We start from the raw sequence: 11,932 nt of genomic DNA on the forward strand, positions 1-11,932 counted from the left end.
AAAAAATTAACTTGTGTTAACAATCCATGCATCCCCGCGGAACCTCCACACCACCGCGACCAGCCTGACCGCCACGAACGCCACCAGGCCGCACCACACGCCGGGCAGACCCCAGTCGAACACCTTCGCCAACCAGACCACCGGCAAGAACCCCACCAGCGCGCTGACAATCGTGGCGGTCCTCAAGAACGCCACATCGGACGCCCCCAACAGAACGCCATCCAGGGCAAACACCACGCCACCCAGCAGCGCCAACACGACCAGCATCCACCATGGAACGCTCATGGCATCGAGAACTTCGGCGTCGGAGCTAAACAGGCGCGGCAGCACCGACGCACCCGCAGCGAGCCCCACCACAATCACCACCGAGGCGACCATGGAAAAACGCAGCACAATCACGCCCACGCGGCGGGCATGCAGCCACCGCTGGGCACCGAGCGCCGCCCCCACCAGCGCCTGGGCGGCAATGGCCACCGAATCCAGCACCAACGTCAAGAAGTTCCACAACTGCAGCAAGATCTGATGCGCGGCTAACGACGCCGCACCGAAGCTCCCCGCCACCGACGCAGCCGAAATAAAGGCGACCTGGAAGGACAGGGAACGCACAATGAGGTCGCGGCCCAGCACCAGCTGCGCCTTGATGATCGGCCACTGGGGCGCCATCGAGCGCCCATCCCCCACGGCCCTCCACCGCAGCACGAGGGCAATCAGGAAGCAGGTGGCCACAATGAACTCACCCAACACGTTGGCGTAAGCCGAGCCCACCATCCCGTAGTGCCGCACGGCCACGGGGACGGTCACCGCCATCGGCACCACGCCCAGCAGCGTAAACCACAGCGGCCACCGGGTATTGGACATGCCGCGCAACCAGCCATTACCCGCCATCACAATGAGAGCGGGAATGATGGACGCGCACGTGACGTGCATCCACTGCACAGCCAGGTCCTGGACCTCGGGATCGCGGGTGAAGAAGCTCATAATCGGGTGCGTGAAGCTGAACACCCCAGCCACCAACAGTGCGCCCACGGCAACGGCCACCCACGTGGCCTGCACGCCCTCATAGACCGCGTCCGCATGCCGCCCGGCACCGTAGTGTCGCGCGGCGCGGGCGGTGGTGCCATAGGACAAAAACGTCAGCTGGGTGGTGACGGTACTCAGCACCGTGGAGCCGGCCGCCAACGCGGCCAACTCCTGGGCACCCAACCTGCCCACCACGGCGGTATCCCACAACAGGTACAGCGGGGTGGCCGACAGGACAATGAGAGCAGGAAACGCTAGGGCAAGAATGCTCCTAGCGTTGGGGGTACTGCTACTGCTCATCGCGGCTCGGCTTGTACGGATCACCATCCGCCGCAGGCGTGGCTTGCGCCGCCTGCGCCCGAATCGCCTCGTCCTGGGCGCGAGCCTTTGCCAGCAGTTCTTCCATGTGTGCCGAAACCTCCGGCACCGAGTCGAAGGAGAAACTCAACGTGGGCGTGAAACGGACCGACAGCTGGTCGCCGACAATCTTGCGCAGCTGGCCGCGAGCCTTCTCCAAGGCGCGCTCTGCTTGCGCGAGGTTCGGCTCCTCGTCGACCGTCTTGCCGCGGACGGTGTAGAACACCGTCGCGTCGTGGAGATCGCCCGTCACACGGGCATCCGTGATGGTCACGAACTCCAAGCGAGGATCCTTGATCTCTCGCTCGATCGCCGAGGCCACAATCTGCTGGATACGCTTGGCCATGCGAGCGGCACGGGCGTGATCAACCATTATTTCTCCTTCACACTGTCACCACACGACTAGTCGCGTGGAACCTCAACCAACTCGTAGGCCTCGATGACATCGCCGATCTGAATGTCTGGGTAGGACAGCACCATACCGCATTCGTAACCGGCCGCCACCTCGGTGACGTCGTCCTTCTCGCGGCGCAAGGAATCGATGTTTGCCTTCTCGGCAACCACGTTTCCATCGCGCACCAGACGCACCTGCGCGTTGCGGCGGACCTTGCCGGACTCCACCATGCAACCTGCAATGAGGCCCACGGAGGAGGCCTTGAAGATCGCACGGATCTCCGCCCGGCCCAGCTCGCGCTCCTCATAGATAGGCTTCAGCATGCCCTTCAGAGCTGCCTCGACCTCTTCGATCGCGCGGTAGATCACCGAGTAGTACCGGATGTCCACGCCTTCGGTGTTGGCCACCTCGGTAGCCTTGCCCTCGGCACGGACGTTGAAGCCGATGATCACTGCGTCGGAGGCAGCCGCCAGGCTGACGTTGGTCTCCGTCACAGCACCCACACCGCGGTCGATGATGTTCAACGCCACTTCGTCGTCCACCTCGATCTTCAGCAGGGCATCTTCCAGGGCCTCGACGGTACCCGCGTTGTCGCCCTTCAGGATCAGGTTCAGCGTATTCGTCTCCTTCAACACTGCATCCAGATCCTCCAGGGACACGCGCTTACGGTTCTTGGCCTGCAAGGCGTTGCGGCGGCGGGCCGAACGGCGGTCAGCAATCTGGCGAGCGGTACGGTCCTCGTCCACCACCAGCAGGTTATCGCCAGCACCGGACACCGAGGTCAGACCCAGGACCTGGACAGGACGCGATGGTCCAGCCTCGTCCACGTCCAGACCATGCTCGTCGATCATGCGGCGCACACGACCGTGCGCGTCACCGACCACAATGGAGTCACCCACGCGCAGCGTACCGCGCTGCACCAGGATGGTCGCCACAGGTCCGCGTCCACGGTCCAGGTGAGACTCGATGGCCACGCCCTGGGCGTCCATGTCCGGGTTCGCGCGCAGATCCAGAGACGCATCCGCAGTCAGCAGCACGGCCTCCAGCAGGGACTCGATGTTGGTGCCCTGCTTTGCGGAGATGTCCACGAACATGGTTTCTCCACCATATTCTTCTGGGATCAGACCGTACTCGGTCAGCTGGCCACGAATCTTGTCCGGCTGAGCGCCTTCCTTATCGATCTTGTTCACAGCCACCACGATCGGCACGTCTGCAGCCTTCGCGTGGTTGATGGCCTCCACGGTCTGAGGCATCACGCCGTCGTCCGCCGCAACCACCAGGATCGCGATGTCCGTGGACTTCGCACCACGGGCACGCATGGCGGTGAAGGCCTCGTGACCTGGGGTATCCAGGAATGTCACCAAACGCTCCTCGCCCTCCATGTCCACGGGAACCTGGTAGGCGCCGATGTGCTGCGTAATGCCGCCAGCTTCTCCGCCACCCACGTTGGCCTTGCGGATGGTGTCCAACAGGCGGGTCTTACCGTGATCCACGTGACCCATCACGGTCACCACTGGAGGACGCTTGGCCAGATCCTCATCCGTACCCTCGTCCTCACCGAACTGCAGATCGAAGGATTCCAGCAGCTCGCGGTCCTCATCCTCTGGGGAGACAACCTCCACCTTGTAGTCCATCTCCTCACCCAGAAGCATCAGGGTTTCATCGGACACGGACTGGGTGGCGGTAACCATCTCACCCAGGTTGAACAGGGCCTGGACCAATGCTGCGGCATCGGCGTCGATCTTCTCGGCGAAGTCCATCAGGGACGCACCACGAGCGAGGCGCAGGCTGGCACCCTTACCGTTCGGCAGCTTCACGCCACCCACAACGGATGGTGCCTGCATTGCCTCGTACTCGTTGCGCTTCTGACGTTTCGACTTGCGTCCCTTACGCGGTGCGCCACCTGGACGTCCAAACGCACCTGCCGTGCCTCCCCGACGCCCACCTCGGCCGCCGCGTGGACCTCCTGGTCCGCCGGGGCCACCGCTGCCGCGACCGCCGCCGGAGCCACCGTTGAATCCGCTGGCGTGGGCTGGCATCTGGCCTGGGTTCGGCTGCTTCGGCATGTTAGCCGGCGATGGCCGACGGCCGCCGCCCTGACGCTCCGATGCTCCGGAGCCGCGGCCCTTGGCACCACCCTGACCAGGCTTTGCGCCGGGACGTGGGCCTGGACGCGCGCCGGGGCGGTTGCCCGGACGTGGCATGTCGCCAGGGGTTGCCTGACCACCGCGTGGGCGTGGCGCCGGGCGGCCGTCTCCGTTGCCGGAGGAGAATGGGTTGTTCGCCACTCGAGGCGCACGGCCTCCTGGCTTAGGTCCAGGCTTCGGACCCGGCTTCGGACCGGGACCCGGCTTAGGACCTGGCTTGGGCGCGGGCTTTGGACTAGATTGTGCTGCCGGCCCAGGCTTAGGTCCTGGCTTGGGACCCGGCTTAGGTCCTGGCTTGGATGCACTAGACGGAGCCTTCTCGGCATCCTTCTTCTCGTCGACCTTGTAGAAGGCCTTCATCTTCTTGACCACAGGCGGTTCTACGGTCGAGGATGCAGTCTTAACAAACTCGCCTTGCTCCTTCAGCGTGGCGAGAAGTTCTTTGCTGGTAATTCCGAGTTCTTTCGCGAGCTCGTGAACGCGTAGCTTTCCGGGCACTACTCTCCTTTTGGTTTATGGAGCCGCAGGCCAGAATCTCACCGGCTACGTACGGCTCCCGTACTTGATCGTGATCATCGCTGATGCTGCTTCATCGTGCGCTCATCAATGGTCGGTTTCCTTTTGTTCTAAGTGAACACGTACAGGGTCTGCATCCACCACGGTGGTGGACAACTTCAACGCACGAGCGAACGCTCGACGTTTCACGGCGGCTTCCCATACCGACAACGTGGGTGTAATCCATGCTCCACGCCCAGGCTTCACACGGTCAGGATCGGGAACAATCTTCATCGTCCCATCCGGACTCGCCTGAGCGACGCACCGCAGCAGTCCATCCTGCGGCCGTTTCGCACGCGTGACCACACAGGTTCTCAGAGGACGGTTATCATTCACAGACGCACCATCCCCACTCATTGACATGTTGTCGCCTTGGAAGTCCCAAGACCACCCACAAGTGTACCGCGAAAAAGCCGGGAACTGTTAACCCACTGTCCTACGCCGTGTCTGGGTGGATGTCGATCTTCCATCCCGTCAGGCGCGCCGCCAAGCGTGCATTTTGCCCTTCACGGCCGATCGCCAGACTCAACTGGTACTCAGGAACGGTGGCTTTCGCGACCTGAAGCTCGGCGTCGGTCACAATCACGCTAACCACCTTCGACGGTGCCAGGGCATTGCCCACGAAGACAGCAGGATCGTCGCTGTAATCCACAATGTCGATCTTCTCGCCGCCCAGCTGCGCCATGATGTTGGCGACGCGCTGGCCCCGCGGACCAATGCAGGCACCCTTCGCGTTCAGCCCCTTAATCGTGGACTTCACAGCAATCTTCGTGCGGTGGCCGGCCTCGCGCGCAACGGACACGATCTCCACGGACCCGTCCGCCACCTCGGGAACCTCCAGCGCAAACAGCCCACGGACCAGTTCTGGATGGGTGCGGGACAAGTTGATCTGCACGCTGCGGTTGCCGTTGTTGATCACATCGGTGACAAAGGCACGCACGCGCATTCCGTGCTCCAGTTTCTCCCCCGGGATCAGCTCAGCAGGCAGGATCTGGCCGTCCATGCCGTTGGCCTCCGTGCCCAGATGGACCACCACCACGCCGCGTTCGTTCGCGCGCGCATCGGCCGTGACGATGCCGTTGACTACCGTGTAGCGCAGGTCCGAGTACTCGTCGTACTTCGCCTGAACGCGAGAGGAATTAATGCGGAAGCGGATGGCCTCACGGACCGCCAGGGCCCCAGCGCGACCGAAGTCCGTCGGGGTGTCGTCGATGTTGCCGATGACCTCCCCGTCCTCGTTCTTCTCGATTTGATAGACGGTGACTGTGCCGCTGATCTCGTCAATGTCCACGCGGGCCGGGCCGTCGTAGTGAGAGATTCCCCTGTAGGCCTCCAGCAGCCCCCGCTTGATCCCCGCCAGTAGCTCATCGAGCGGCACGTTCTCCTGCTTTTCCAGTGCCTTCAATGCCGCCATGTCGATGTTCAATTGTGCTCCTTGGGAGAAAAACTGCTGGGGTTAGAAGTTATACGCGTCCACATCCAGGCCCACCAGTTGAGCCTCCTGCTGCGGTACCGCGTTGAACTCAACTTCTACCACCGCACCGGCCACTTCCGCCAATTGCTGACGGAAAACGTCCAGGTTCTTCTTCTGCGCTGCGATCAGGATCACGTTTTCCCCATCCACCTGCGCGATGCGAACCTTTCGCCCATCCTTAAGTCTCACCAGCCGTCCAATGTTCTTACGCCAGTGGCGCTCGGCGGTCAGCGGGAAATCCAACCCCGGGGTGGACACTTCCAAGGTGTAGCCCGGCCCGAAATTCAGCTCGCCGCGCTCCTCGGCCGCGTCGAACGACTCAGAGACGGACTTCGAAATCTCCTCCACCGCATCCAGATCTGGCGCGTCGACCAGAACCTTCACTCGGGACTTGGCGCCTGCCTTGGCCACCTCCACGTCTTCGAGTTCCACACCGAACTCGGCGATCACGGGGTGAAGAAAACTCTGCACTTGTTCTTTGCTTGGGAATGCCATAGGTACCGACAGTACTATGCTGAATGTGATGCGCTTCTACACCGTTCCCTATTCCCGACGCCAGCTGTTCGCCCTCGCAGGTCTCCTCGGCACCACGGCGGTCGCCACGTCGGCCTGTACCACGGATGTGTTCACGCCGAAGGTGAACCTCAACTCCCGCGTTCTCGACGCCTACGGTGCCGCCGTCCAACGCAGCGCCGAGGGTGACGCGTGGGCGTCCATGTTCGCGGAGCAGGCTGACATTGTGAAGCAGGAGTTTCTGCGGCAGTGCGGTACTGACCGGGACGGCAACCCGCCGCAGGAATGCGTGGATGCATTGGAGACGCCGTCCGCAACGCTGCCAGTGGAACAAGCCCTGCTGGTTGCACTGCAGGACGGCGATCCCGGGGGAACCCTGACGGGCCTGTACGCCGCGGCGGCGACCGCCCAAGCGGCTCCGGAGCTGGCCGAAGCTAAGGCGCTGAATCTCGACGAAGTAGCGGCGGGCCACAAGCAGCACAGCGAAAGCCTCGCGCATCTTATGGATCTGATCTATGCCGCGGTCTACGCCACCGGCGTGGCCATGGCCGCCGATGGGGGCGCGCACCAGAATCTGCTGGGTTCGCTGGCCACCCGCTTACGCAGCCTTCGTGGACAGGTTCACACCATCCTGGGAAGTCTCGGAGCGGAGGTGCCAGAGCCGCAGGCGGGCTACGTCTCCCCCGACGGAACCCCGCACAATGCCGCCGAGGCGGCTCGGTATCTGTACACCGCTATTCGGCCGGTGACTCATCAGATGAGAAGCTTGGCGTCGATGGGAAATAATCCCACGGCGCGGGAGTTCGACGCACGGTGGGCGGGGCTCATCGCGCGTGGCGAGGCGGGCCTGGAGCCAATCTTCGGCGAGGACCCGCACGCGACGGCTATACGAGGCGAGTGATCTCCTCGACCGCGGACTCGTAAGGAATCTCCGTCTTCTCGCCGGTCAGGCGGTTGCGGAGCTCCACCACACCATCGGCAAAGCCCCGGCCGACCACAACCACGTACGGCATGCCCAGCAATTCGGAGTCCTTGAACTTCACGCCTGGGGACACCTTCGGACGCTCGTCGAACAGCACCTCAAGGCCTGCATCCGACAACGCCTGCGCCAGCTCCTCCGCGGCGCGGTTGGCGGCCTCGTCCTTGTTGGCGATGACCACGTGAACATTGAACGGTGCGACCGTGGTGGGCCAGCGTAGGCCGGCATCGTCGTGCATCTGCTCGGCCATCACGGCAACCAGGCGCGTGATGCCCAGGCCGTAGGAGCCCATGGTGGGGATGGCGCGCTTGCCGTGCTCATCGAGGATGTGCAGATCAATGGCCTCGGTGTACTTGCGGCCCAGCTGGAAGATGTGGCCGATTTCGATGCCGCGTTCCAGGGTCAGCGTGCCCTTGCCGTCTGGGGATGGGTCGCCCTCGAGCACCTCTGCGGCCTCGATGTAGCCATCTGGTGTGAAGTCCCGACCGGCAACCAGGCCCACCACGTGCTTCTGCTTCTCATCCGCACCAGTGATCCACGCGGTTCCTGTGACCACACGTGGATCAGCCAGAACGCGCACGCCGTTGGCCTGCAGCCCCCGGGGGCCAACGTAGCCCTTGACCAGGAAGGGGTTCTTCGCGAAGTCTTCCTCGCTGGCGAGCTCTACGCTGGCCGGCTCCAAGGAGGCCTCGAGGCGCTTCATGTCTACCTCCCGGTTACCGGGCACGAGGATGCCGGTCAGCTGAGGCTCAAAGGCACGTCCTTCCTCATCCGTCCCGGGCTCCTGAACTTTGACCACGATGCACTTCAGGGTGTCCTCAGCAGTCACATCGAGGCCTTCGGACTGAGCCCAGCGCACGAGAGCCTCAATCGTCTCAGACTCTGGGGTGTCATGGACCTTGGCCTCGGGAAGATCCGCGGTATCACGCTCGGCGGGCGCGACGGTCTTCACGGCCTCCACGTTGGCCGCGTACTCCGATTCGGTGGAACGCACGAAGGTGTCCTCACCCGTCGGGGACACAGCCAGGAACTCCTCAGACGCCGATCCGCCCATCGCCCCAGACGTTGCCGAGCAGATGGCGTACGTAATACCCAGGGCATCGAAGATCTTCTGATACGCCTGGCGGTGGAGCTGGTAGGCCTTCTCCAACCCTTCGTCGTCCATGTTGAAGGAGTAGGAATCCTTCATGACGAACTCACGACCGCGCAGCACCCCGGCACGAGGGCGCTCTTCATCGCGGTACTTGGTCTGCATCTGGTACAGGATGACTGGGAAGTCCTTGTAGGAGCTGTACTCCGACTTCACCACGGAGGCGAACATCTCCTCGTGCGTCGGCCCCAGCAGATAGTCCGCACCCTTGCGGTCCTTCAAGCGGAACAGCGCCTGGCCGTACTCGTCCCAGCGGCCCGTGGTCTCGTAGTACTCGCGCGGCAGCAACGCAGGAAACAGCAGCTCCTGGCCTCCGATCGCGTCCATCTCCTGGCGTACGACCTCTTCTACCTTCCGGAGTACACGCAGCCCCAGAGGAAGCCACGTGTACACACCAGGGGCGGCACGCCGAATGTAACCAGCGCGGACGAGGAGCTTGTGGCTAGGCACTTCTGCGTCTGCGGGATCATCGCGCAGCGTACGCAGGAAAAGAGAGGACATACGGGTGATCATGCGGATGACTCTACCATTATGGTGGAGGCATGCTTATTGTCCTCCCACCTTCTGAAACGAAGTCTTTTGGTGGCTCCCCCGAACCCATGTCTATGGACGCGTTGAGCTTCCCTTCCCTGAACCCGATCCGGCTTGAACTTGTTGACAGTCTGATGCGCTTGTGCCGCTCCGGCAACGAGCCGGAAGCGCAGAGTGTGCTGGGGATTTCGGAGGCTTTGGCGTCGGAAATTAAGGAAAATCGAGCGCTGCGCAACGGGCCCACCACGCCCGCGATTGAGCGCTACACGGGGGTTCTCTACGACGCCCTCCACGCCGCGACCCTCACCGATCATGCGCGCTCGCGGCTGGCGATCGGTTCGGCGTTGTTCGGCGTGGTGGGTGCCGAGGATCCCATTCCTCATTATCGACTGTCGGGCGGGGTGAAGCTGGATGATCGGACGCTGAAGAGCCGTTGGGGCTCCGCGATTACGGAGACATTGGCCGAGGTTGCGGAACAGCAGCTGGTGGTGGATCTGCGCTCGGGTACATATCAGCAGTTGGGGCGACTGAACGACGCGGTGACGGTGCGCGTGGAGTCCGTGCAGGAGGATGGCAGCCGTAAGGTCATCAGCCACTTTAATAAGCACTATAAGGGCGTATTGGCACGCGATTTGGCGGAGGCTGAGGAGAATCCGCGGACTATTGAGGAGCTGAAGGCTCTGGCTGAGTCTGTAGGTCATGAGGTTGAGTATTCCAGCAAGAAGGCACGGGAGCTTGTGTTGGTAATCAGAAATTAGAACGGGTGTTCGATTTTGAGAACCTAAAGGCAGCGTGAATGTATGTCCTCCCCGGTAGGTTTACACATGAAAGGAACTACACCAGGGGAACACACCAGGGGGAACCATGACTACCACCTACGCTGACCGCCAGCGGCCACCTCAGCGCCGGCCCGGATCCTGGCGCATTGAGGATACCGAGGACCAGCTCTCATGTTTGGCGCGCCGCATCAACCGCGACCACATTGAACTGCTTCTCATGTGCACGCCCGAACCCGAGGACTACATTCCTGACTTTGCTTCACGGCTGGTCGCTCGCGCGGGCCTGACCCGCTACCAGGCAGAAAAGTACGCGATGGAAGCACTTGTCTTGTCCTTCTTCCCTCTTCTGAGCGGGCTTTTTATGAGTGGCGTCTTCACGCCACGGGTCGTCTCGCGGCTTCTGGATGACCTCAGCAGAGTCCCAGAACGCGCGAGGGCAGATGTGGAACGCGATCTTGTGGCAGCGCTGGAACCGCGCATCCAGAACCAGCACTGCCTCAGCCCACGAAACGCAGCCACCAAGCTGGAGAAGATCCTGACGTCGCTCTGTCCGGAAGCTTTGCCAGAGCGTCCCGATGAGGAGTTGCATGCGCTGACCATGCGTCAGATCGCCGAGCAAACAACCGCCATCACGCTCACCACGGACAGCATGACAGCCGATGCGATCGATGAGCTCATTCAAGCAACCGCGCATAAGTACGACGTGGATCCACACATCGCCCTGGAAATGCTCATCTTGGGCCAGGCTGACGTTCGCGTGACGCTCAACCTCTACAAAAACATCAGCACCACCGCCCGCGAGCTCTTCAGCGCAGGTGGCTGGCTTCAGGGAATGGTATCCGAGAAATGGCTCGAAAGGGTGACCAGTGTGCGCACGCTCGGCCCGTCCGCTACTGAGGGATACTCACCCACCGACGCCCAGCGTGCCTTCGTCCAAGCCCGCGATGGCCATTGCCGCTTCCCCGGCTGCGAGATCCCTGCTCACATGTGCGAGGTGGACCACATCCAGCGCTACGCCGGGGGTGGCCCCACCCACACGGACAACCTTCATCTGTTGTGCAAGCACCATCACCAGCTGAAGACTGCGGGCATTTGGGATGTGACCCGCTACGCAGACAGCGGCGAAACGTGGACCTCCCACGGCGATGGCCACACGGTCAGCACGCTGCCCGACGGACCGCTGGCTCGGACCACGTTCAAGCAAAGACTCAGCAGAAGGCAAGCCAATCGTCGAAAGAAAGCACCGTTCGAGGCACCCCGGCCATGGGATCACATGTCACACGCGTAGGCCGGCGACCTCACCAATTAGGTACACGGCAGGGGCCTTCACGTTCTGGTCCTTCATGGTCTGCCCCAAGAGCCCCAAGGACGTACGCAGGGACCGCTCGTGTTCGTAGCTTCCCTCTTGGACGATCAGCACTGGCGTGTCCGCGTCCAGACCGCCCTCCATGAGAGCTTGTGCAATCGCGGCTGCGTTCTTTACTCCCATGATCACACTGAGGGTCCCACCGGTACGCGCTAGGGCGTGCCAATCGACCAGAGAGGATGGACTTCCAGGAGGAACATGCCCAGAGATCACGGTGAAGGAATGAACCACTCCTCGGTTTGTCACCGGTACACCCACCAAGCCCGGAACCGAGATAGCGCTCGTCACGCCAGGGATGACGTCGCATGGCACGCCGGCCTGCGCGCAGGCCTCGACTTCTTCAAAGCCGCGGCCGAACACGAAGGGGTCTCCCCCTTTCAGCCGTGCCACAATCTTCCCCGCACGGGCGTGGGACACGATGAGCTCGTTGATGCGCTCTTGGCTGACCTGCCTGTCATAGGGCAACTTGGCTACATCTATAACTTCTTTGGCGCTCACGTCGCACAGTTGGTCGAGCTGATGGGACGGCCCCAGGTGATCAGTCAGAATGACGTCTGCCTGCTGAAGAGCATGCATACCACGCACAGTGATCAAATCCCATGCTCCGGGGCCACCACCAATTAAGATTGCTCGTCCCAAACTCATGACACCAATCCTAGACATACCT

Annotated in this window: 11 protein-coding genes; 3 read left to right on the top strand and 8 right to left on the bottom strand. The window is 62.3% G+C overall.

Annotation, left to right across the window (positions count from 1 at the left end; translation table 11 throughout):
- Window positions 1-6: 6 nt before the first annotated feature.
- The 6 genes from IAU67_RS05215 to rimP form a co-directional block, all read right to left on the bottom strand.
- The gene (locus tag IAU67_RS05215; protein WP_151841658.1) at window positions 7-1,320 is read right to left on the bottom strand and encodes an MATE family efflux transporter; all 1,314 of its coding nucleotides are present in this window, start codon (window positions 1,318-1,320) and stop codon (window positions 7-9) included.
- Window positions 1,310-1,750 (bottom strand): 30S ribosome-binding factor RbfA, encoded by a 441-nt coding sequence (gene rbfA, locus IAU67_RS05220; RefSeq protein WP_151841659.1) that lies wholly within the window; start codon window positions 1,748-1,750, stop codon window positions 1,310-1,312. The genes IAU67_RS05215 and rbfA overlap by 11 nt, the downstream gene beginning before the upstream one ends.
- A gap of 29 nt (window positions 1,751-1,779) precedes the next feature.
- Window positions 1,780-4,416, bottom strand: a complete 2,637-nt coding sequence (gene infB, locus IAU67_RS05225) for a translation initiation factor IF-2 (protein ID WP_151841660.1) — start codon at window positions 4,414-4,416, stop codon at window positions 1,780-1,782.
- A gap of 105 nt (window positions 4,417-4,521) precedes the next feature.
- Entirely contained in the window at window positions 4,522-4,836 is a 315-nt protein-coding gene (locus IAU67_RS05230) for a YlxR family protein (protein ID WP_342355605.1), read from the bottom strand.
- A 73-nt stretch (window positions 4,837-4,909) separates the two neighbouring features.
- Window positions 4,910-5,899, bottom strand: coding sequence for a transcription termination factor NusA (gene nusA / locus IAU67_RS05235; protein ID WP_151841662.1), 990 nt, complete (start codon window positions 5,897-5,899; stop codon window positions 4,910-4,912).
- Between the two features lie 30 nt (window positions 5,900-5,929).
- Window positions 5,930-6,442, bottom strand: coding sequence for a ribosome maturation factor RimP (gene rimP / locus IAU67_RS05240; protein ID WP_151841663.1), 513 nt, complete (start codon window positions 6,440-6,442; stop codon window positions 5,930-5,932).
- Window positions 6,443-6,458: 16 nt separating this feature from the next.
- Here rimP and IAU67_RS05245 point away from each other — a divergent pair, with 16 nt between their 5' ends.
- The gene (locus IAU67_RS05245) at window positions 6,459-7,361 is read left to right on the top strand and encodes a DUF4439 domain-containing protein (RefSeq protein WP_151841664.1); all 903 of its coding nucleotides are present in this window, start codon (window positions 6,459-6,461) and stop codon (window positions 7,359-7,361) included.
- On the opposite strand, the gene IAU67_RS05250 is transcribed toward IAU67_RS05245, so the two are convergent.
- On the bottom strand, window positions 7,345-9,102 hold the full coding sequence (locus IAU67_RS05250; RefSeq protein ID WP_151841665.1) for a proline--tRNA ligase: 1,758 nt from the start codon (window positions 9,100-9,102) through the stop codon (window positions 7,345-7,347). The genes IAU67_RS05245 and IAU67_RS05250 overlap by 17 nt on opposite strands.
- A gap of 29 nt (window positions 9,103-9,131) precedes the next feature.
- Here IAU67_RS05250 and yaaA point away from each other — a divergent pair, with 29 nt between their 5' ends.
- The gene (gene yaaA / locus IAU67_RS05255) at window positions 9,132-9,878 is read left to right on the top strand and encodes a peroxide stress protein YaaA (protein ID WP_151841666.1); all 747 of its coding nucleotides are present in this window, start codon (window positions 9,132-9,134) and stop codon (window positions 9,876-9,878) included.
- A 106-nt stretch (window positions 9,879-9,984) separates the two neighbouring features.
- Window positions 9,985-11,187: an HNH endonuclease signature motif containing protein gene (locus IAU67_RS05260; protein ID WP_151841667.1), complete on the top strand. Its 1,203-nt coding sequence runs from the start codon at window positions 9,985-9,987 to the stop codon at window positions 11,185-11,187.
- Here the strand turns inward: IAU67_RS05260 and cobA are convergent.
- Entirely contained in the window at window positions 11,176-11,910 is a 735-nt protein-coding gene (gene cobA / locus IAU67_RS05265) for a uroporphyrinogen-III C-methyltransferase (RefSeq protein WP_225723449.1), read from the bottom strand. The genes IAU67_RS05260 and cobA overlap by 12 nt on opposite strands.
- Between the last annotated feature and the right edge of the window lie 22 nt (window positions 11,911-11,932).

The sequence above is a fragment of the Corynebacterium zhongnanshanii genome, assembly GCF_014490575.1.
Lineage (GTDB): Bacteria > Actinomycetota > Actinomycetes > Mycobacteriales > Mycobacteriaceae > Corynebacterium > Corynebacterium zhongnanshanii.

What these genes read in the sequence shown, in the direction of transcription:
- IAU67_RS05215 (WP_151841658.1), bottom strand. Translation starts at nt 1,320, where the DNA reads ATGAGCAGTAGCAGTACCCCCAACGCTAGGAGCATTCTTGCCCTAGCG.
- rbfA (WP_151841659.1), bottom strand. Translation starts at nt 1,750, where the DNA reads ATGGTTGATCACGCCCGTGCCGCTCGCATGGCCAAGCGTATCCAGCAG.
- IAU67_RS05230 (WP_342355605.1), bottom strand. Translation starts at nt 4,836, where the DNA reads ATGTCAATGAGTGGGGATGGTGCGTCTGTGAATGATAACCGTCCTCTG.
- rimP (WP_151841663.1), bottom strand. Translation starts at nt 6,442, where the DNA reads ATGGCATTCCCAAGCAAAGAACAAGTGCAGAGTTTTCTTCACCCCGTG.
- IAU67_RS05245 (WP_151841664.1), top strand. Translation starts at nt 6,459, where the DNA reads ATGCTGAATGTGATGCGCTTCTACACCGTTCCCTATTCCCGACGCCAG.
- IAU67_RS05250 (WP_151841665.1), bottom strand. Translation starts at nt 9,102, where the DNA reads ATGATCACCCGTATGTCCTCTCTTTTCCTGCGTACGCTGCGCGATGAT.
- yaaA (WP_151841666.1), top strand. Translation starts at nt 9,132, where the DNA reads ATGCTTATTGTCCTCCCACCTTCTGAAACGAAGTCTTTTGGTGGCTCC.
- IAU67_RS05260 (WP_151841667.1), top strand. Translation starts at nt 9,985, where the DNA reads ATGACTACCACCTACGCTGACCGCCAGCGGCCACCTCAGCGCCGGCCC.
- cobA (WP_225723449.1), bottom strand. Translation starts at nt 11,910, where the DNA reads ATGAGTTTGGGACGAGCAATCTTAATTGGTGGTGGCCCCGGAGCATGG.